The 21,890-nt window shown below is 37.6% G+C and carries 19 protein-coding genes; 6 read left to right on the forward strand and 13 right to left on the reverse strand.

Features of this window, described 5'->3' with window-relative positions:
• Nucleotides 1-53 precede the first annotated feature (53 nt).
• The 4 genes from QE404_RS14595 to QE404_RS14610 all read left to right on the forward strand — a co-directional run bounded on the left by QE404_RS14595 (nucleotide 54) and on the right by QE404_RS14610 (nucleotide 3,868).
• Nucleotides 54-299 carry a hypothetical protein gene (locus QE404_RS14595; RefSeq protein WP_307451658.1) on the forward strand — a complete coding sequence of 82 codons (246 nt, stop codon included), beginning with the start codon at nucleotides 54-56 and terminating at the stop codon, nucleotides 297-299.
• Between the two features lie 510 nt (nucleotides 300-809).
• Nucleotides 810-1,865 carry a hypothetical protein gene (locus QE404_RS14600; RefSeq protein ID WP_307451660.1) on the forward strand — a complete coding sequence of 352 codons (1,056 nt, stop codon included), beginning with the start codon at nucleotides 810-812 and terminating at the stop codon, nucleotides 1,863-1,865.
• Nucleotides 1,866-1,891: 26 nt separating this feature from the next.
• Nucleotides 1,892-2,605 (forward strand): diphthine--ammonia ligase, encoded by a 714-nt coding sequence (locus QE404_RS14605; RefSeq protein WP_307451662.1) that lies wholly within the window; start codon nucleotides 1,892-1,894, stop codon nucleotides 2,603-2,605.
• Between the two features lie 117 nt (nucleotides 2,606-2,722).
• Nucleotides 2,723-3,868: a serine hydrolase domain-containing protein gene (locus QE404_RS14610; RefSeq protein WP_307451663.1), complete on the forward strand. Its 1,146-nt coding sequence runs from the start codon at nucleotides 2,723-2,725 to the stop codon at nucleotides 3,866-3,868.
• A 125-nt stretch (nucleotides 3,869-3,993) separates the two neighbouring features.
• Here QE404_RS14610 and QE404_RS14615 read toward each other — a convergent pair whose 3' ends face one another.
• Nucleotides 3,994-4,569, reverse strand: coding sequence for a hypothetical protein (locus tag QE404_RS14615; protein WP_307451665.1), 576 nt, complete (start codon nucleotides 4,567-4,569; stop codon nucleotides 3,994-3,996).
• Between the two features lie 46 nt (nucleotides 4,570-4,615).
• On the reverse strand, nucleotides 4,616-4,942 hold the full coding sequence (locus tag QE404_RS14620) for a PadR family transcriptional regulator (RefSeq protein WP_307451666.1): 327 nt from the start codon (nucleotides 4,940-4,942) through the stop codon (nucleotides 4,616-4,618).
• 149 nt (nucleotides 4,943-5,091) lie between these two features.
• Here QE404_RS14620 and ruvC point away from each other — a divergent pair, with 149 nt between their 5' ends.
• On the forward strand, nucleotides 5,092-5,646 hold the full coding sequence (ruvC, locus tag QE404_RS14625) for a crossover junction endodeoxyribonuclease RuvC (protein WP_294205823.1): 555 nt from the start codon (nucleotides 5,092-5,094) through the stop codon (nucleotides 5,644-5,646).
• Nucleotides 5,647-5,663: 17 nt separating this feature from the next.
• On the opposite strand, the gene QE404_RS14630 is transcribed toward ruvC, so the two are convergent.
• From QE404_RS14630 to QE404_RS14660, 7 genes are all read right to left on the reverse strand, one after another.
• Nucleotides 5,664-6,077, reverse strand: a complete 414-nt coding sequence (locus QE404_RS14630; protein WP_307451668.1) for a hypothetical protein — start codon at nucleotides 6,075-6,077, stop codon at nucleotides 5,664-5,666.
• Nucleotides 6,078-6,152: 75 nt separating this feature from the next.
• The gene (locus tag QE404_RS14635) at nucleotides 6,153-6,536 is read right to left on the reverse strand and encodes a hypothetical protein (protein WP_307451670.1); all 384 of its coding nucleotides are present in this window, start codon (nucleotides 6,534-6,536) and stop codon (nucleotides 6,153-6,155) included.
• 142 nt (nucleotides 6,537-6,678) lie between these two features.
• On the reverse strand, nucleotides 6,679-7,836 hold the full coding sequence (locus tag QE404_RS14640; RefSeq protein ID WP_307451672.1) for a DUF2931 family protein: 1,158 nt from the start codon (nucleotides 7,834-7,836) through the stop codon (nucleotides 6,679-6,681).
• Nucleotides 7,837-8,107: 271 nt separating this feature from the next.
• The gene (locus tag QE404_RS14645) at nucleotides 8,108-8,791 is read right to left on the reverse strand and encodes a hypothetical protein (RefSeq protein WP_307451674.1); all 684 of its coding nucleotides are present in this window, start codon (nucleotides 8,789-8,791) and stop codon (nucleotides 8,108-8,110) included.
• A 177-nt stretch (nucleotides 8,792-8,968) separates the two neighbouring features.
• Nucleotides 8,969-9,403, reverse strand: a complete 435-nt coding sequence (locus tag QE404_RS14650; RefSeq protein ID WP_307451676.1) for a hypothetical protein — start codon at nucleotides 9,401-9,403, stop codon at nucleotides 8,969-8,971.
• A gap of 15 nt (nucleotides 9,404-9,418) precedes the next feature.
• Nucleotides 9,419-10,789 (reverse strand): glycoside hydrolase family 19 protein, encoded by a 1,371-nt coding sequence (locus tag QE404_RS14655; RefSeq protein WP_307451678.1) that lies wholly within the window; start codon nucleotides 10,787-10,789, stop codon nucleotides 9,419-9,421.
• Between the two features lie 63 nt (nucleotides 10,790-10,852).
• Nucleotides 10,853-14,695, reverse strand: a complete 3,843-nt coding sequence (locus QE404_RS14660; protein WP_307453965.1) for a hypothetical protein — start codon at nucleotides 14,693-14,695, stop codon at nucleotides 10,853-10,855.
• A 363-nt stretch (nucleotides 14,696-15,058) separates the two neighbouring features.
• On the opposite strand from QE404_RS14660, the gene QE404_RS14665 reads away from it, so the two are divergent.
• On the forward strand, nucleotides 15,059-16,129 hold the full coding sequence (locus tag QE404_RS14665; RefSeq protein WP_307451683.1) for a DUF4407 domain-containing protein: 1,071 nt from the start codon (nucleotides 15,059-15,061) through the stop codon (nucleotides 16,127-16,129).
• A 314-nt stretch (nucleotides 16,130-16,443) separates the two neighbouring features.
• Here the strand turns inward: QE404_RS14665 and QE404_RS14670 are convergent, their stop codons facing one another.
• The 4 genes from QE404_RS14670 to QE404_RS14685 form a co-directional block, all read right to left on the reverse strand.
• On the reverse strand, nucleotides 16,444-18,573 hold the full coding sequence (locus QE404_RS14670) for a S8 family peptidase (RefSeq protein ID WP_307451685.1): 2,130 nt from the start codon (nucleotides 18,571-18,573) through the stop codon (nucleotides 16,444-16,446).
• A 412-nt stretch (nucleotides 18,574-18,985) separates the two neighbouring features.
• Nucleotides 18,986-20,446: an IMP dehydrogenase gene (gene guaB, locus QE404_RS14675; protein ID WP_307453405.1), complete on the reverse strand. Its 1,461-nt coding sequence runs from the start codon at nucleotides 20,444-20,446 to the stop codon at nucleotides 18,986-18,988.
• Nucleotides 20,447-20,602: 156 nt separating this feature from the next.
• Entirely contained in the window at nucleotides 20,603-21,313 is a 711-nt protein-coding gene (locus QE404_RS14680) for a hypothetical protein (RefSeq protein WP_307451686.1), read from the reverse strand.
• A 28-nt stretch (nucleotides 21,314-21,341) separates the two neighbouring features.
• Nucleotides 21,342-21,842 (reverse strand): DUF4252 domain-containing protein, encoded by a 501-nt coding sequence (locus QE404_RS14685; protein WP_307451688.1) that lies wholly within the window; start codon nucleotides 21,840-21,842, stop codon nucleotides 21,342-21,344.
• Between the last annotated feature and the right edge of the window lie 48 nt (nucleotides 21,843-21,890).

The following is a 21,890-nucleotide window of genomic DNA, read 5'->3' on the forward strand; positions in this document are numbered from 1 at the left end:
TAAGGTTTTGAAAATCTTGAAGGGTTACTTTACACACAAATACATGAATAAAAATGAATCACAAACCTCTTCTGGAAGCAGGGAAATATTATCATATTTACAACAGAGGCAATAATGGACAGAATATTTTCTTTGATAATGAAAACTATACATTTTTCCTCAACCGGTATGACCAGTACCTATCACCACTTTGTGATACAATTGCCTGGGTTTTACTGAAAAACCACTTTCACCTGCTCATTTACGTAAAACCTACAGAGGAAATTAATATTGAAAAATTGCACTATACAGCTACCTAAAAACCGAAAAGAATTGACATCCATTTACAATTCGGACACTTTTTCAATTCTTACGCTAAAGCTGTCAATAAAAGATATAACAGGACTGGAAGTTTACTGGAAAAAAATTTTGAGAGAAAAGAAGTTTCTTCACCAGCCTATCTCAAAAAATTAATACATTACATCCATTTTAACCCTGTCAAACACGGATTTTCAGACTATACCTGGGATTACCCGTGGAGTTCTTACAAAAGCATCATTTCCCATAGCCCCACTAAACTTAATAGAAAATTTGTTTATCAACTTTTTAAAAGTGAGGAATACTTCAGGCTTTATCATGCTGATCATAAAGATTATTCAGATATAAATGAACTTATTATTGAATTTTAACCTCATCTTAAACCTTCAAGGTTTTGAAAATCTTGAAGGTTTAAATAAACACTTTTATATTAGATACAGCAGATAGCCATACAAAATATAAATCCTATTTTTGTGTAATATAAAACAGCTAATCATTAAACTCAAGGCAATATGAAGTATTCTTTAAAAAACATTCTGCTTTTCTGCGGTATTATCACCGCATCTTTTACGACTGCCCAGAAAAAAACCGAGGATTTTTCCATCAGCCTTCCTGATCAGAAACCGGAAAAAAGTTATTACAAAAAACTCAAACTGATCGATGCCAGAACTGATACCACTTCACTGGGAATCGTTCAGAAAGGGGCGTTTAATACCAAGGCAAAAGTAGTTCCCGCAACACCTCTTTCGGGACAGTTCCAGAATTTACTGACTGATCTTGATAATGGAAATGCTGAAGACGGAACGGTTGTCATGTATTTAAAACAGCTGTATTTTGCAGAACTTACGGGAGCATTCAGCGAGCATGGCTACTGTTACTTCCAGGCCTATCTGTTTGCTAAAAATGACGACGGCACCTATTCGTACCTGGATAAAATAGATTCTGTGATCGATCATTCTTCTATGGATGTAACTAAAGCCACCATGAAAAAGGGCAGTGATATGGTAAGCAATTTTATCAGCCGCAATATTTCAAAGAAAGCAGCAACAACAGATCAGTATTCTTTTACCGATCTCAAAAACTTCGATAACATAGAAAAACAGAAATTAACTCTGTACAATGCTTCTGAACTTCAGGACGGAATCTACCCTGATTATGCTTCATTCAGAGATCAAAAGCCTGCAAAGGAAATTGCCAATGTAAAATTTTACGGTAAATCGTCTAAAATCATCAAAATCTATGAGGCAGAAGAGGGAAAGGAAAAAGAAATCAGGAAAAATAATATCTATGCGATCGTATATAAAGGCACTCCTTATCTGCATCTTCCCATAGAAGATGCCTTCACGCCAGCAGAAAAAAAGGATGGAGATTTTTACTTTACCGGAAAAATAAAATCTACGGCGAAAACAGGAGATGTGGTACTGGCATCGGCATTTTTCGGAATTATCGGTGGATTGATTGCTTCAGGGCCTTCTTCAACCCTGTTCGAACAGAAACTGGACTATATGAACGGAGGTTTCATACCGCTCAAAGAGGTTGGTAATAAAAGAACCGCTCCCCAGCCGTAAGTTTAAAAAGCCTTAAAAAATTTAATATGAAGCCAAAAGCTGTTTTCAACTGGAGCAGCGGAAAAGATTCTGCCCTTGCTTTATACAAGATATTACAGGAAGACCGGTATGAAATGACCGCTTTGCTGACCAGTATCAACAAAGAATTCCGGCGTGTTTCGATGCATGGCCTTCCGGTGGCTCTTTTGGAGCAGCAGGCAGAAAGCCTGGGATTTCCCCTTATCAAAATTGAACTTCCTAAAGAACCATCCATGGAGGAATACCGGCAGATTATGGATACCACGATGAAAGAAGTCCTGAATATGGGAGTTACCCATTCGATATTTGGTGATATTTTCCTGGAAGACCTGAGGAAATACCGGGAAAACCAGTTACAGGCTATGGGGATACAGGCTGTTTTTCCGCTGTGGCAGCAGGATACCACCCGGCTGATCCATGAATTTCTTGACTTAGGATTCAAAACGATTGTTACCTGTGTCAATGAAACCTATCTGGATTCAGGTTTTGCAGGAAGGATCATTGATCAGGATTTCCTTAAAGACCTTCCTGATGATGTTGATCCATGCGGGGAAAACGGAGAATTCCACACCTTCACTTTTGACGGCCCTATTTTTAAAAATCCTGTTGCATTTGATATCGGAGAAACCGTCAGAAAAACCTATCCTAAACCAAAATCTCATGAAGACGAAGAATCAGGAGAGTATGTTTTCTGGTTTAGTGATCTTATAAAAAGTGATTAGACGGGAAAAGTTAATATGAACACTACGATTGCAACTAAGTTTCTCGTTGAATAAATCCTGATTAAAAGTCATAAAGTTTTCAGGGCATACATATTGCTGGAAGATTGAAAACACCCAATGATTAAAAGATTATCCTTACTTACTGCATTTATTTTTCTGTTGAACGCATTAACAAGCTGTCAACAGGAGATTAAGCCTGCAAAAATTTCGGATACAAACAGAAAGCTTTTGATCGACAGTACTGTTACAGCCTTTGAAAAAGCTCTCCTTCGAAATCAGATTGATTCCGTTTTTAAGAAATATCAGTTTAACGGAAGTGTTGCCGTTTTCAAAGATTCTGTTGAACTTTACCGAAAAAACCAGGGCTTCTCAGATTTCAAACAAAAAATAGACATTGATGACCAGACCATTTTTGCAATAGGATCGGTCAGCAAGCAGTTTACGGCTGTATTGATCCTGCTTCAGGAAGAACAGGGCAAACTCAATGTTGAGGATAAGGTTTCAAAATACTTAACGGCTTTTCAGAATAAAGAATATGAAAACATTACTATCCGTCAGCTTTTAAACCATACTTCCGGACTCAATACCATGGGCGGAAAACTTCATTTTAAAAGCGGTACAGGATTCCTATACTCCAATGACGGGTTTAATGCCCTGGGGAAAGTTCTGGAAAAGGTGACCGGAAAATCCTATGACGAAAATATTTCTGAACTGTTTAAAAAAGCAGGCATGAACCATTCTTCTACCGGCAGTTCACTTAAAAATCAAAACGGAAACTTTGCCGGTGCTCATCTGGGTAACGGAAAGATCGTTGAAGAGGTACATCCTATGCCGGAAAGGCTTGCCAGTAGAGAGATTGGTATTCCCGCAGGCGGTGTCCTGTCCAGTATCGATGATCTTCATCAATGGAACAATGCCTTATATAGCGGAAAAATCCTCCGTCCTGAAACCCTGAAGATGTTCGTGGCCAATAGTGCAGAAAGACACCATGCTATTTTCGGAAAGATGGGCTATGGTGACGGAATTATGACCAATCCCGGAACACCCGCCACATATTTTCACAGCGGTTACGTAAAAGGCTCCCCGTCTTTAAATATTTTTTATCCTAAAACAAAAACTTCTGTTATCATCCTGTCTAATATCGCGGATGAAGAAAGAGGGAAAGGATTTACTTTCAGACCGCATGTGGAAATTAAGAAAATTACCGATGCTTTGGAAAATGTTATTTCAGAAATGAATGTTCATCAACAGAATCAAATGTAAATATATTTTACAGAATAATGTAATGTTGATTTTCAAAGCTATAGGATTCCGTCCTTTTTGTGTCCGGTATTTAAACAAAAGTTCTCATTTGGTTAATCATTAGAATGATATTTCTTTTTTGACTTTTATATCAGCACATTTATCTTTTTGGAATTGAAATACAGCAGCTGTATCTGAACAATCAGTCCGAAAACCATAGGTATATGACCGAATAGATTTTTGGAAACTCCCAGGTAAGGCAGTATGAAAAATCTTGTCCCTATACAAAGAAAAATCAGAACGATATTCCGTATAAGAAGAGGATGGAAACTCAATTGTATATAATCTGAAAACTTCATTTTCCTGAATGCGAAATTGAAGATTAAAAAACCAGTCAAAGTCAATAGCAAAGCTATCTGAACATAGAATTGTGTATCAGGAAATCTAACAGACATCCATTCGGCCAATATTGATATCAGCAATGAAGAAATGAGGATATTCCTGAATCTCAGCTGTAAGGTATTCTTTTCTAGACGGGTAATTTTCCTGAAAGAAAAAATATCTGCCTTTACCATTTCAAGCTCATATGCCCAATCCAGCTGTACCTGATAAAAAGCTTTTTGAAAACTTATGTCCTCACAATCCATATTTTCTGAGATCTGAATAATAAAGTGATCCAGAACTTCATCGTAAAGCTGGGAACTCAGTTTTCTCTTTTTCAAATACTGTTCGATTTGAAGAATTTCTTCTTGGCGCATAGTTGTTAAATTATTGAATATTAAAAATGTTTCCTAAATTCAGTAGGTAGTTCTTCATTTCCGTTTCCTGTTCCGCCTGTTGCGTTTTACCTTTTTCAGTCAGCAAATAGTATTTCCTGCTTCTCCCATTGATTTCTTTTACCTCAGACATGATCATGCCTTCACTTTCCAGTTTATGAAGCAGCGGGTATAAAGCACCTTCCGTCATCTGAAGCTCACCTTCCGTAAGCTCTTTAGCGCGTTGCGTAATCTGGTAGCCATACATTTTTACTTCTCTGGAGAGAAGTTTTAAAATGATATTCTGAAGCGTTCCTTTATAGAGACTATTCTTTTTCATTCTGGATCAATACCTTACAAATATATGCATAATTTTCTTATGCATATATTATTTTCAAAAATTATTATTTATGAATTGATAATCAACAAGATAGAAGGATACAATAAAGAATACTTTCAGCAGAAAAACAGATGTACTATCTTTGGACAGTGATTGCAGAAAAAATAATTTTAGGAATTGACCCCGGGACTACAGTGATGGGTTTTGGCCTTATTTCAGTAAAAAAAGGCGTAATGGAAATGGTGTCCATTCATGAACTGTTGCTGAAAAAATACCCTAACCACGAAACGAAACTCAAATATATTTTTGATAAGACCCTGGCCCTTATCGACGAATTCCACCCGGATGAGGTAGCCCTGGAAGCTCCGTTCTTCGGAAAGAATGTCCAGAGTATGCTCAAACTTGGGCGCGCGCAGGGAGTAGCCATGGCTGCAAGTTTATACAGGAATATCCCGATTACGGAATATTCACCAAAAAAAATCAAAATGGCCATCACAGGCAACGGAAATGCAAGTAAGGAACAGGTGGCAGGCATGCTGCAAAACCTCCTGAAATTGAAAGAATTTCCAACCAAGTACCTTGATGCCTCAGACGGACTGGCCGTAGCGGTTTGCCATCATTTTAACTCCGGAACCATTGCAGATACGAAATCCTATACGGGATGGGAAAGTTTCTTAAAACAGAATCCGGACCGCCTTAAATAACAGTCCGGATTCAGGATTTATTTTTCCTTACCTTTATATTCCTCCGGACTGACGGTAAAATCAGTTAGTGGCTTGCCGTTTTTGTCGTAGTAAGAGTATTTGAAGGTTACCCCATAGTCTTTCAGGTCCTTCATTTCGGCAGAAGTTTTCAAACTGTTTAGTGCACCGTTTTTAGCTTCCTGCTTGAAATCCCCGATCTCCTCCGGTGTTACCTGTTCTTTGGTATCTTCAGTAAGCGTGTAATTGTACTTCAATGTCTTATTTCCCGTCGTAACGCTGTCGAAACGGATGCCATCACTCAGCACCTGGGGGGTAAGCTTGTTCATATTGGCTGCCGCTTCTTTCAGTTCATCATCAATAGCCTTTTCCTTGGTACAAGAGGTTAAGGCCAACACCAGACAGGCCGCCGAAACCCTGATTAAATTTTTCATACTCTGATTTTTGTGGATTGATGACTAAAGATAAGAAAAATTCTGCGGATAGGTATGAGTTGGAGGTTATTACAATTATTTAGTATGTTTCTTGTCCAATCCTATAATCAAAACTAATATTGAAGTAACTATGGCATATATAATAGGGGGACTGGGAATATGCATTTCAGGATTTTTTAAAGCCATAGAACCTGTACAGTAAAAAGTACCCACAACTAAGAGTATAGAAATAAAAGCTAATATCACTTTATTTCTTGTCCACAATCTAATGAGTAAACCTAAAATCAGCATTGCCGGGATTGAATACATTAAACCCATCATGGCAATAAAAAGAACAGCCTGCCAAAACTCTTTTTTAAATAGAATTGTATCATAATTCACAACGCCATGGATACCATAGTCATTTACCCAAACAAAAAGAAATGCTGATATGCTATTTGTGAAAATCCATATCTTCAATAAGAAAAAAAAGATTGCATTACCTGAAATAAGATTTAATTTTAAATTTTAAACCCTTGCCTTCCTTCAGACAGGAGAATAATACTATGCTAAAATAAATTAAAATCTATAAGATTCGGACTGTAAGACAGCTATTTATTTATTAAGGAATAAAGTATTCTATTTCTTTAGCATAAGCATAGTCGCCAAAATCCTGATTGTCTTTAGATGAGATTTCTCCCTTGAATCTTAAAAGTTTTATGATTTTATCTTTTGTTTTTAAATAAACAACAGCATGTTGTTTATCCTTTTCTAACTCGATAATGAAATTACTATACGCAAATTTCTCATTAGCCTGATAAGTTTCATCAAATAATCTTTTTAATGTTTCAGGCATTACTATGTTAGTATCATAATACGTTCCAGTGGATTTATCCTGCCATGAAACTGATAAATGTACTGGAATTTTACCTTTGGAACCATTATTACTAAAGTCATTAATATCTTCTGATAGTTTTTCTGTATAAAATGAAGAATACCATCCATCTGCTGAAACAACGTAACTCCTATCTAATTTTGCATCCTTATTTTGTGTCACAAATTTTATGTCATAATAATATTCTTTTTCATTATTAGCCCAAGCCTTGGCTGGTGTTCCATGATGTTGCCAATAGGTATAATATTTACCCCAATTCTTAAAATTTCTTAACTGGTATTCATCATTAGCAGTACTATCGTATCGCCCTTTTAATTGTGCTTTTAAAATTTCTACCTTGTCAAAGTCTCCATTTCCTTCGAACCAAATTTTTATCCAACCTTTAGGCGCCATTCCTACAATCAACTGAAAATTAGAGTTATCTAATTTTTTCGCTTTATTATCTATTTTGTGTTTAATACGAGATCGCTCATTAAAAAGAGAAAAAATTTTCTTCTTAGGCAATTGCAATACTCCTTCATAAATAAAATTGTTTTCTCCGCTAGAATAATGTATATATACATTTTCAGGTAATACTTTGTATTTATCTCCTGTTATAAAATTTCCTGCAGTATCCCCCCAACCGGGATCTATTCCTGTTAGGACACTTGCCGTAGCACCTCCTTGGTTAAACTTTACAAGTATATTGCTCGCAGGGTAAAATTTTGGAGCAGAAATTCCTGCAGACCAATTGTAATGGTCTGCAGGAATTTGTTTTTCAGTATTTTTACTACAACTCACAGTAAGAAAGGCACTAATGAGAGTTAATTTTATCTTATTTACATAATTTCGGTGTGTAGAATAAACGTTTGTAAGGTTGTATTGCACGTTCATTTTGGTTTTCATTAAATCGAGGTTCATTAGCATATAACCTTCCGATATGATCAAGCCTATCAGAGATTGTACTGCCGAAGTACTTATCCATTTGATCTTTTGTTAATCTTCCCGTATAACTTGCTGATAAATGTACAAATTTCGATACTATAGCCGTTAATTTTTTCAACTGTCAAAACATCGTCTTTATCAAGCATATTATATAATTTGAGCAAACTTGTTTTTATATTTTGATGCCTTCTTTGAAAAAACCGCAACTGGGAAAGTTGCGGTTTAAAATCTATTATTTATTTGGTGAAGGCGGCGGAGTATACACTTTTCCCTTACAATTTTCATCTGGTAAAATGTCTTTTTTAAACATTTTCAAAATCAGATTTTCTTTTTCCATCGACCAATCTATATAATTCCATTCATCATTAGAGAAATTATATCTATTTAAACCATTATCCGGAAACGCCATATATTTTTCAAATTTTCCATTCTTCTTAAATAAGAAAATTATTTTAGGATATTCAAACTGAATACAGTCACAACCAATATCTTCATGAAAGCTAGTTACTGCTCCGAAGGAATTCAAATAATAATGATTAAATAAAATATCAGAAAGTCTATCTCTTTCGGTTTTTGAAAGTAGTCGTTTTACATTGTGGTATTTTTCATCTATGTAGTTTCTAGGTTCATTGACATTTTTTACATAAACAGGATTTACAACATAAATTGAATCATACTTATTGAATGGATAAAGTTTCATCCTATCATTAAATTGGATATTAAATATTCTTTTCAATTTTGGATAAACACCAACTTTAGGCAGTGGAGGTGGATTATTTTGCTTTATCCAATTCTGTTCTATTTGAAACTTATTACAGTCTTTGATACAATAAGACCTTCTTAAATCCTGTAAAGTTTTTTCTTGTGAAAAATATGCATATGGAATGAGCATAAGAACTAAAACTATATTTTTCATGACGTATAATTTTTCTCATAAATCTATAAGCTTGTTTAAATTATTTTAATAATAATTTTATAGCAGATAATTCTGCCATGTTTCAGCATATTCCATTAGCAGCTTATAGAAATAAAGTATAAAACTAAATTTAATATTTAGCTTTGAAAAAATTATATTAAAAATTATCCATGATAATTATTTACATTTTTTTAAAAATATAGTCTTTTTATGATTATCATTATCCTCTACAAATATTGCATTATTAAAAAAATCTCTCTTTCCTGTCTGAGTATTATATAATCCTTTCCATTGCATAATTATTCCTCCTTTTGTTTTTTTTATAGTTGCAAATGAAACTGTCTTGGAAATATTTAATGAATCAATTTCTTTCTCCCATTTAGGAATAGGTTCATTATAAGAATAAAATAATTCATAAATCATTTTATTTTTCTTTACTATTGCATTAACAAATATATTATTGTACACAGATATATAAGCTTTATCGTTGGAAATATCTAATATTTGATACGGATTATTACAATTCAACTTGTACTCACCATTACTTAATTTTTCTTGAGATTTACCAGTAAATGAGACCATAATTAAAATAGAAAAAATAATTTTCTTCATAAATATCAATTTTATTTAAACCTTAAAAACTCTTAATCCTTTTTCAAAGAATATTTTAGCATCCTTCCAGCCTGTAGTAGCACCATTAACTCTTCGTCTTATTTTTTTTATATTTTCTTCACTTGAAATTTTAAGTGTATCTGCTGTTTTCCATATTGTATGCTTTTCCCAAAATGCTAATGCTGAAAGTACGGCATATTTTGGTTCTTTGATTTTATCCGGAAATTTTTCCAAATCAATATATTCTGTTGGGAAAATTTCTTGTAAAATCTCAGAAGCATCCTCATAATTCCCCCTTCCGGTAAGTTGTTTTAAGCCTCTCCCTCTATATTTATAGCCATCTCCGCTTGCTTCATTACCATTACCATTACCTTTACCATTTTCCGCAGCATACATAAAGTTCAATAGCCTTTTCTGAGGATTATCATTACAATAAATTTTTAATAATCCTTTTGCTTCTAATTTTTTTGCCCTATCTCCAAACACGGCTTTACAATTAGCTACTGTATATCTATGTACATCAGTTTCGACCATCCAATCTGGGTTAATTCCTAAAGTTTCTGCACCTACTTGAGCAAAAAAATGAGCTTTTCTTAAAGGCGTATCCAAATGAATTGGGCTGCCACCAAACGTATTTAAAAAGTTTACTATTTCTTGTCTAATTTTTCGATGTTTAGAATAAATACCAAAAATATCTTCAAGTTGTTTCAGCGTTATAATTTCACTTCCGTTCCCTATCTCAAAATAAGTTCCTTCAGAATTAGAAAAATTTTGCTCTCCCTGAGAATGATCAAAGTTAGAGAATTTAATCTCCGTATTTGGCTCATCCAGTACCTCTGCATGAAAATACAAATATAGTTTCTTTTCTCTTGAGTTTTCTATAACTTTTTTCCATCTTTCGAATTCACTGTCACTTTCAGGTTTTAACAAAAAACTTTTCCAAGCTAAGTTTTCCAATCTATTAGCATTTGCATATTTAGAAAAATAGTCTTGTCCATTTTCATCTTTATCTTTTGTACCTTTTCCTACAGTAATAATAATACTTCCAACTCTGTCTTGATTCTTAAAAACTATAGGCTTATCTTTATCTGTAATCTGGTTTTCTTTTGCTTGCCTTATTTCAATTTTAAGCTTTTTGCCTATCAAGTTTTCTGTTATTGCGACCAAAAATATTTCTTCACCTAAATTAGCTTTATGGATTTCAGGAAAAAACTTTTTTTGCTTCAGTTGTCCAGCTGTGCTATTTTCAGAATCGCTAATTGTAGGTATAGAAAAATAAACATTAATAACTTTTTTTTCACCTTGGACAGAGATACTATTACTTCTCTTTTCTTCATCAGCCAAAGCCTTAGCAGCATATATTCCTATTGGTTTATAATTATACATAATTTCATTTTTTTATCCTTCCAAAACCTCCTTTTAAAAGAGGTTTTGAAAAGATTAGATTAATTATTTATTGATGATTGTTGTTAATTCTCTTGGTAATGTTGTAGAATCACCACTATGCGACAGCTGCGCAGTCGTATCCAAAGTGAAACTTGTTTCAAATTCCAGTTCTTTCGGATTCTCACAGTTCTTCGGATCATCTTCAGGGAAAATCGGAAGCGGTTGCTTCACCGGTAAACCTGTAGAAGATTCCTGAAGGATGGTCAATGTAGTCGGCATTCTGGTGATCCAGTATTTCCCTTGAGGTTCTCCGGTAGGTTTTCTCATCTCGTCAACGATACTCATGTACATCGGGTCTCCGATTACCGGAACCGCTCCTCCGTTCCAGATCAGTCCGGTTTCCATAAACAACTGTACAGCGGCTTCAAAACCGGGCTTCACAGTTACGATAATCCTGGCCATTCCTGCCTGTAAGAAACTTCTGAACAATGGGTCCATGCTTTCCGTCAGGTAGAATTCCTGCCAGCTCTTACGGTTGGCCCAGTAGTAAGGATAGAACGTATAGTCCATGATCTCCCACTCAAAAGCCTGTTCCATGAATTTTGCCAGTGCAGTATATTTATCAAGCTCTTCACCCAGGTATACCTGGAAATTATCCATTCTGGTCGTATCTGCTGTTGCATTGGTGGTTTCCCTGCCTAATGTTGTTGAATCCAGGTAATTTTGCAACAGGTAAGCAATACAGTTATGCTTCAGTGTATCATGTTCCATATAGCGGTAGAAATTCCCCTGTCTTTCTTTCGCTGCTGCTTCTTTTTCTTTTTGTTCAGCATCCAGTTTGGCCTGCTCTTCCTGGAATTTAGCATAAGCATCTTCGTAGGCCTTGATAATGGCATTGAAGCTCTCTGTCTTCCATTTATTGATGTAGTCTTCACTCAGCTCACAGTTAACCGTTGCTTTCACGTTATAATGTCTGACGTTATGCCCTTTAACCTGGAAAGAAACTGTTCCTGTAAGGTTTAGTCCGGATGATGACCGGTCAAAGACAATATCACCATAATAACTGTCTCCTGTAAATCCTCCTTTCAAATCAGAACAAGTCACTTCGGAATAACGGGCTCCTGACCAACCGCCACCTCTGTTTCGGGCAGAATCACAATGGAAGCTCGCATTTTTTGCAGCATAATTATCCGGGATCACAAAACTTGTATAATCTACTCCGAAATCATCATTGGTTTGAGGGACGCTCGCCGCATTATGGATGATTTGTTTGGTTGCAGGTAAGAATGCTTCCAGTTGTACTCCATAGATGTCCGCCCAGTGCTGGATTTGTGGGACTGTAGCAGACTTCGGGTCAGCCATCGTCCACGGTTCCGGCGCTCTTCGGGGATCTACCGGTGCCGTAAGCACCTGGGCTTTCGCTACGGTAAGCGCCAGACGGTGTAATCTTGAAGGTTCAGGAACCATAAATTCAAACATGGTCCGCATACCATAGTTATAGATCTGGTTTTTATATTTGACGTCGATCCATCGGTATACACCGGTAATGTGTTTTGGGGCTGCATTTGAAGAATCCGTAGTAGCGGTTATCTTACCTCTGTTATCATATTCATGCACATTAGTTTCGGTGTATTCTTTGATGATTTTCTGAACCCTTTCCTCTGAAATTTTAGTCAGAACCCTTTCCATGGCCCTTTCCGTAATTTCCTGAGATTTCATCATGGCCTGTCTGGTACTGTCATGTTGTGCGGTATTGTTAGCATAATCAGCTCCGATCTCAAACTTCATGCCACTATCATTACCGTAGCTGAATCTTGTATATGCTGTAATACTCTGCTGTTTATCAATTTCCTTGGCAACTTCTGTCTGCATGTCCGTTCTGGAAGTCTTGGTAGTATCAGAAATTTTCTCGGTTTCCTGAGATTTGGATGTGGTATCCGTAATTTCAGAATATTCTCTTGATACGGAAGATTTATGCCTCAGCTCGCTGGCCATAACGTTTTCCACATTGGAAACTTCCCCGGGAACGTACGCATGGACACTCTGTACCACTTTCAGGTAATCTGCCACTCCAAGTCTCTTGATCCCGAAGTTTTTACGCTTTTGAACGGTAACCGGTTCAGCATCATTTGCAACGGGTTTTAAAGTCAGCATACCGGTACGCAGGATATCTTCTTTAGGATACATCTGGCCGAGATCTGCATACGCTTCTCTTCCGTTTTCAAAGATAATTTCTATCCTGAAAGCCAGGCTGCCCCTGAATTTGTTAATTACACTTGCAGGTATGGTAATTTTGTTGTCAACGACCGGGATGTCATTAAAATATTCCACAAACGATCCCGCAGTATCCGTAGTGGCGATAATTTTAACACTGGTGACATTCCATGAAACATCTTCCACTTCAAAAGAAAAATCCACAAATCCTCTGCTCCCGAAAAGGCTGGCGTTGTTGTGGGCCCAAAAACTGTAGGCCATCGGTGTTACTGCTCTTGCATTATTAACAGGTACGGAAGCACCACCTACATTAACATACTGTTGCTCCGGTAAAACAGAATTCTCCAATGCGGTCTGTATTGAATCGGAAATATGAGTATTGACCGCATTCATGGCATCTGCGTAAGTCGCTACATCACTATCCAGGACCAGGCTTTGGGTACCGATTCTCATCGTATCGTCAGAAACGATCTCGGCTTTTGACGCCTCTGATGCATCGAATTTCAGCTCTCCGTCAGATTCAGCGAAAAGCTCCAGGAAGAGATCATAGGACTCTGGTGTAAGCTGCCTTTGTAAATCTGACAGGTTAATTTCTTTCTTATAGGTAAATTGAAATGGCTCTACTACATACTTTAAGAGGCCTTCATACAGCTTATCCTTTTCTTCTTCGGTCATTTCAGGCTTGATCTGATCTTCCACTTCCTGCAGTCTCTTTTTGTATTCTTCCAAACGGGCTCCGTTTTCTGTAATATAAGCAGCATACGCCTCCTGATAAGCCTGATGGCTGGATTTATAGTATTTCTTCTGGGCCTTTTCGAGTTCTGAATTCAGTTTCTCTAAAGCGGCTTTTCTTTGAACAGCCTTGCTAACCAATCCGTTGGCTCTGGCTTCAGATTCAAGCCTCTGAATCGTTCTTGCAGATAAAGCAGGTAATGCGTCCGGAATAAAACCATCAATCTCTCCTGAGCCTCTGGAAGTACTGCCCGATCCTGCAACTCCGTCATCCTCTACAAAAAGCGATTGAGGAAGGACAATCTTAGCTTCTTTCGCTTTTTCCATGGGCTTTTCACCATTGATTTTGATCATTTCATCAGAAGAAATATCAAGAGTGTTGGCAAAGGCAAGATGAAGCGCCATTAAAATATGGCTGATGGCTTCCTTTACGTAGAAATCACGCTGGGTTACAATCTGGAAAATATAATTATCCCAGAGCGTTTTGAAAATTTTAATACCATCAGCAGTAAGCTCTTTATTGGAATCGATAAGGTTTGCGTAATAATTCTTGATATACATCCAGTCATTATCACTCAATGCTTCCCGTTTCGATATTTTACGTCCAGCGATGAGAAGCTGCCCGAAAACCCCTTCTTCAATCACTTTTTCCGTTTCGAATCCGGCTGTGCTGAAACTGGCGGCAGTCCTTTGCATGGCGCCTAATTTTAAGGTTTTGGCAGCTCTTGTACTTACGGCCGTATCAAAATCACCTGTTACTTCCTTTGGCCTGTGAATAAATCCAAGGTTTCTTTTTTTAGTCTCGGTCAACTGTGGATTTCTCAAGCTGACAAATCTGAAAAGCGTCTGCGACGCATTATTTACTGGTTCCATACTATTGTTTGATGTGTTGATAATGCCTTTCCCAATAACAGACTCTCCTACAGTAAATTCTGTATATGTTGTATTATTTGTTGACATTTTGTAAATTTGTTTTGATATTTTTGAGGTTAAGATTTGAAAGGCTTTTTCATTAAGCCCATTCAGGTTTTAGCCTTATTTTTTTAGGTGGTTTCCGGCGAAGATATCCACCTTATATTTTGATATCGAGTTTCATTGTCTGTATTTTTCTGAAGCAAATATCAGCGTGTGTAACGACAAAACTTGACGTATAAAAATAAATCTCAAAAAATTCACTTTATTTAGAATTCTGGAATTTTGAATCATCATTCATGAAGCATTTAAGCCGTAAAGAATAAAAGCCACAGCATACTTGGTAAAACATAATACTATCTTTTGCATTGGTATCTTTTTTTGTATTACCTTTGTTCTAAATTTTCAATTATGAAAAACAGCCAACAAACTATAAATCAACCCAGTCATTCCATTAATTGGTTTCAGAAATTTCTAATGATCTGCTCCGGAGGAAACATTCACATCATGCGAAAAACACCCAGTGAATGGAATAAATTTGCCGGTATCGGAGGCATTGTACTTTTTACGGCAGTGTTTGCTACACTTTCCGCCGGCTATGCCATGTATACAGTTTTCGATACTATCTGGGCATCCATTGGTTTTGGTGCCCTGTGGGGACTTATGATCTTCAATTTGGACCGTTATATTGTTTCTTCCATCAAAAAGACGGGAACATGGTGGAACCAGATCCTGATGGCCATACCAAGACTAATCCTGGCTACTTTTTTGGGGATTATCATCTCTAAGCCGCTTGAGCTTAAGATTTTTGAGAAAGAAGTGAACAAACAGCTGAATACCATTATCCAGAGAAACAAAAAGCAGCTTCAGGTGGAAATGAACGGAAGGATCCTTCAGCAAAGCGGGCCTTTTGAGACCGAGAAAAAACAGATCTCGGATAAGATCGCACAATACCAGAAATCTTATGATTCTGCATCTGTAGAGTTGGAAAAGGAAATTTTGGGAAAACAATCGGGTCTGACCAGCGGAAAAGAAGGTTTCGGGCCGAATGCCAAAAGGAAACAGGAACTGAAAGAGCAGAGAAGACAGGACCTTGAAAATTATCAGAAACAGGCCGCTCCGCGACTGGCCTATCTTGATCAGGAAATCTCAAAGGTATATACTAACCTGGAAACGGAAAGGAAGTCTACGGAAACTTTTGAGGATAAATTCAACGGATTTGCTGCAAGGCTTCAGGCGTTGGACGAGCTGGGAAAGAATTCTGCAATTATAGGTCTCGCAGCCACTTTCATTATGGGACTTTTCATCTGCCTGGAAATATCCCCGGTTTTGGTTAAGCTGATTTCTCACATTGGTCCTTATGATTATCTGCTGGAAAAAACCGAAAACGATTTCCGTCTCTATGCTAAAGAGAAAATTGAAAAAGGCAATGCCCTTACGGAATACCGGATTGATGATTTTAAAGATACCCTTAACAAGTAAGGATCAGCATAATATTGATCTTTTACAAACATATTAAAAGCAAAAGCCTCTGTTGTTGCTGAGCCGTTGAATAAAAGTGCTCCATAAATAATTGTTCTTTTCATTAATCAAATTTTAAAGTTTTTTATCAGGCTTTTAGAATAATGTATTCTGTTTAGGCAGATGTTGCTACAAATACGATTTTAAACAATATAGGGAACATATAATAAAAGAGCCCGGCAAAGTACCGGACTCTTTAGTTAAACAATTGCTTGCTTATGTATAACTTCTGTATGAAATCTGTTTTATATGATTAACTATATAAAAATCTCTAATTATTCTTTGATCACTTTCTTTGAAACAGTGCCCTGCTCTGTCTTAATTTCAATGATGTAAATACCTTTAGGATAGGATGACAGGTCAACTGGCTCCTTGCTGTTACGGATGCTTCCGCTCTGTAGCTTTTTACCTGATGTGTCATATACATTGAATACAGATTTTTCAGGTGCTTTTAAAATATTAACCACATCATGGGTGACGGATGGGGCTATAGCTATGCCATCTTTTACCGTGCCGGTGTCGTTTGTTCCCAGCAACTGGCTGTATCCCGTTACGATAACAGAATAGTTTTGTGGTGCGGCAGCTCCTGAATTGTTCACCAAAGTACCTTTGTTGGTAATCTCTATCCTGTATTTCCTTCCGGCTACCGGGTTGTCGATAACTACCTGTTCTACATTGTCGACTTTATTGTCTGCTTTGGTGGCAGGAGTCATCGGGTTGTTGGCATCCAGCTTCCATGGGTAATACACGGTATTGGTTGTCGTATCGATGATCCTTACGTCAAGATCATTGACAAGCCTTGAACTCCTATCATTATGGGCGGTCTGCCAATCTAAATTGGGAGATATTACATATTCAGGATCAATCCATGAAATGGTAGCTTTAATCGGTTCGCTGCCTGATGCAATGATATTTTTGGCATTGACCGTACCGCTGGTTAAGGTTTCATCCTTGAAAATAACGGTGTTGTTTGCTTTTCCTACCAGGATTTCAGCACCTTTTTTGGCATTGATGTATCCCCATCCGAACCATGGATCAGGACCTATATTACCTGCTTCGGAAGCAGAATGCACCATCAGGGTCTTGGCACTGGCGGCATTGAGCGACTGGCCGGAGAAAAGATCTTTGCTGATCTGCATCCAGAGCCCAATAACCCCTGTCACTACCGGTGCAGAATATGAGGTCCCGCTGCCATAATCATATGTATTACTTCCTGTAGTATTTTCTGCCGTTGCCGGAGAGAATACATCGGTACCGGTAGTAGCAATATCCGGTTTTATAGCACCGTCATCCCTTGGCCCTGCACTGCTGTAGCTGGAATGTACTACATCTGCAGCAGAGGTATATCTGTAGTTATTGGTAGAGATCACATCCGTAGCTCCTACAACAATAATGTTTTTAGCCAGTGAACCAGGCCCAATGCAATCGAAGCCCTGTGCACAGTTGGTCTGTGGCAGTACATCGGTGGATGTAAACTGCGCAGCGTTTCCATTCTCGTCTTCGTAATATTTAGGAAGTGAACCCGCGTTAGGATAATCCGGTCCCATACCGTATGTGTTCCCGGCAGATTTCACGATAACATAAGAAGGGTTTTGATAGACGATATTATCATAATTTTGGTCACTATCCAAATATGTTCCCTGAAGGTCATAAGATGTTGAAGGACTGGTGAAGTCCCCCATCCATATCCAGGCAACAGTGCCGTTGACCATGCCGATGTCCCAACCAAGATTGCTTCCATAGGAATGGTTGGAAATAGCAGGCTGTGCAGTCAGGATTTTATCAAATACTGTGCTTGGAGCTGTGTTTCCAGGTAAAATGGTGGTGGCAAACATATACGAATCCATAGTAGATGAGGAAGCAACTCCCTTGATGTCACCTGAAACAGGTGTTCCATTGATGGTACCGCTTATAGTCTTACTTTTGGCACCGATAAATCCGGCTACGCTGGTAGAGTGCGAACTGTAAATCTGGGAGGAAGCTTCTTTGTTCGTAATTCTTCCTGGAATATTATCAAATGCAGTATGAGCTGCATAAACCCTGCCGCCATCAAAAATAGTATACTTTATGCCTTCACCATTATAGGCATTGGTAAGGCCGGTTACGCCTCCTGCTGTATTGATAAGGTCTGCATTGGCATTCTTTCCCTGACGGATATCCTGTGATTTATAAAAGAAAGGCTTTCCATCGGGTGTAAATCCTGCTAGATTGCTTCTTTTTTCTTCTAAAGACCGTAGTAATTCCGGAGATTTGTCATTCCCATACTTTTTAGCCACGTAAGTATCAAATTTCCGGTTATTTTCCTGATTCTGTTTTGCAAAATCTTTTTTAAGGATCTCATTTTTATCCTGGGCGTTGATTATGATAGCCATTAAAGAGGCTACAGTAAGTAGATACTTTTTCATGATAATATTTGTATTAATATTTTTTATGTTTTGAGATCTGGCTGACACTAAGGGGGTCAGCTAGCTATTACTAAAAACTAATAACATTTAGCTTATTACTCTAGAACTTTAATGACATCTGCCTTTTTTATCAGATCTGCACTCCCGGCTCCGGTGATAAACCTCATATTTATTTTATTTCTATAACTAAAGACAACAAAAATTAAATATTGGTTACAAAAATTTTCTTTTCCTTAAAAACAGTATAAACGTCGACAATAATAAAATTAACTGAACAACATATCAAAATGCATCCTCTTCTACATTCAGAAATAAAGACTTAAAGATATTAACACATTTTAGCGATAGTCGTAAAATAAAAAAGGCTGTATGGTAGTACCATACAGCCTGATCTATTATTTACTTTTACTTACTACAAAGAATAATTAGGAGCTTCCTGAGTAATAATTACATCATGAGGATGGGATTCTTTCAATCCGCTTCCCGTAATCATTACCATTTTGGTGTCTTTTTGCAATGCTTCGATATCTTTAGCTCCGCAATACCCCATTCCGGCTCTTAATCCGCCCGTCAGCTGGAAAATAACATCTTCCAATTTTCCCTTGCTCGGTACACGTCCTTCAATTCCTTCCGGTACGAATTTCTTGGCTTCACTCTGGAAATACCTTTCTTTTCCGCCTCTTTTCATAGCTGAAAGGCTTCCCATGCCCTGATAGGTCTTGAACTTCCTGCCCTGGAAGATTATTTCTTCACCCGGTGCTTCATCTGTCCCGGCCAGGAGTGATCCCAGCATTACTGCTCCGGCACCACTTGCAATCGCTTTGACGATATCGCCTGAAAGTTTGATTCCCCCATCAGCAATTACAGCTACATTTTTAGACTGTGCATACTCATATACATTATAAATAGCGGATAACTGAGGTACCCCTACTCCGGCAACTACTCTTGTCGTACAGATGGAACCAGGCCCTACTCCTACTTTAAGCACGTTGGCTCCGGCTTTAATAAGGTCTTCGGCAGCTTCAGCTGTTACGATATTCCCACCTACAATGTCAAGATCCGGATACGCTTTTCTGATCTCAGAAATTTTATCCAGTACGCCTTTTGAATGGCCGTGAGCAGAGTCAATCCCGATGATATCCACTCCGGCTTTCACTAAAGCTTCGATTCTTTCAAGGGTATCTTCACCTACTCCAACGCCGGCTCCTACAATAAGGCGCCCGTTCTGGTCTTTATTGGCATTAGGATATTCAAGCTGATTATCAATATCTTTAATGGTAATCAATCCCACCAGTTTATTGGCTGAATCTACAATCGGAAGTTTTTCCACTCTGTTCTTCAGAAGAATTTCCTTAGCTTTCTCCAGGTTCGTATTTTTATCGGAAGTAATCAGATTTTCTTTGGTCATGATCTCTTCCACCTTCATATCAAGATTTTCCTGATATTTCACGTCCCTGTTGGTAATAATCCCGATCAGGGTATTTTCTGTATCCACTACAGGCAATCCGGAAATTTTATATTTTGCCATCAGTTCCCTGGCTTCTCCAAGCGTGTGATCTTTAGAAAGTGTAACAGGATCTGAAATCATTCCGTTTTCTGAACGCTTTACCCTGTTCACCTGTGCTGCCTGTTCAGCGATGGTCATATTTTTATGGATGAAACCCAATCCTCCCACTCTTGCCAGAGCAATAGCCAGCTCAGCTTCCGTAACCGTATCCATAGCAGCGGAAACAATCGGAACATTGAGGGTAATTTTGTCGGTAAGTCTTGATTTTAATGAAACCTGATTAGGTAAAACTTCTGAATAAGAAGGGACTAGAAGAACGTCATCGAAAGTGATGGCTGTCTCTACAATTTTGTTATGAATAGACATCTTTACTTTCTTGCAAAATTAAGGTATTTTGCTGACATACGAAAATGCTTTTTAATAGTTTAAATAAAACTTAATAATCAATGATTTAAATGAAAAAACCATCCGCAGCGAATGGTTTCAACAAAATATTTATATGCTTAAAATATGGCCGGCGTGCTATAAATTATTCTTTACAACATTTCCGTTTTCATCCAGTGACTCTAAATGGGTCTTGTCATTTTTGTCAACATAAATCCTTAGGCGGACTTTTCCTTTATTATCCCGCAGGAACAGACCTACATCACCATCTGCCGTTTTGCCGGCGAAAAAACGCTCACTACCCAGTTTCCCTTCCTCATTCAGCTTAGCAAATGCTTTTTTGTACAGTACAGGATCATTAAGTTTCTTCAGTGAATCGTCAACTTTTATCAGTTTTTCCAAGGTGAAATCATCCGGTCTGTCCCAGAGCTTCAGCCCGTAAATTCTTCTCTTCTCCTTTCCAACTGTTTCAGAATACTGCAGCTGCATGATCTGATCCGTATTTCTCTGATCTATAGAGTATGCCATCCCGGATCCTTTTTCATCACCATCATAAACGAGACCGCCGCATTCATCCCCTTTGGAATTAAAAAAAATCATACCGGCTTCTCTTTCCCTGGGTTTCATCATCGTGTGATTTACCATTCCCGGATGCTGCCTTTCTTTATTACTGATGACCATTTTCAGCGTCCCGTCTTTTTCTACAATATTAATCCTTTCGACATCAATTTCTTTAAAATGCGGTTCCGAACTGCCCCTGAATGCCAGAAAAATGAATACAATGCACACTAAGGTAAGTGCAGCAGAATACAATTTAAGAATGCGTATTTCTTTAAGTAATCTTTCCATAACCAATGTAGTTTTGGTAAATGTAAGATTATTTGTCAGAAACCGAATTGATCATTTTTGAAATATCATTGGCTGTAAAACTCCCTCTTACATCTACAAATACAAGATCTTTATCTGAATTAATGGTAATCAGCATATTCTTGATAGCATTTCCTTTTTGTTTCACCCTGATGTTAACATTATCTCCATCATGCTTTATCGTCGCCCAATCTTCATAATGATTATTGTTCAGATAGCCTGCAAAATCCTTCAGCATTTTCCGGTCACCATTTTCTACAGTCATTACCCTTATTTTTGAGATTTTTTTCACCATCTTCCACAACTCTTCATCGTCCGCGTCTTCTTTTAAAGCTTTCCTGATGTATGGTTTAGCCAGAAACATCGGGACATTGATGCTTACAAACTTAGCCTCTTTAAAATCATAGCCGGAATCATTAAAGAAAGCCATATTGGGCTTTTCTGAAACCATACAGGACTGAAGCATCCAGAAAGCAAGTAGGGCCAGTACTAAATTTTTAAATGTTTTCATAACTTGGGTATTAGTCGATTGATCTTAAACTTCCGCCGGACGTTTTGC

The organism is Chryseobacterium camelliae (genome assembly GCF_030818575.1).
In the GTDB taxonomy this organism is placed as follows: Bacteria; Bacteroidota; Bacteroidia; order Flavobacteriales; family Weeksellaceae; genus Chryseobacterium; species Chryseobacterium camelliae_A.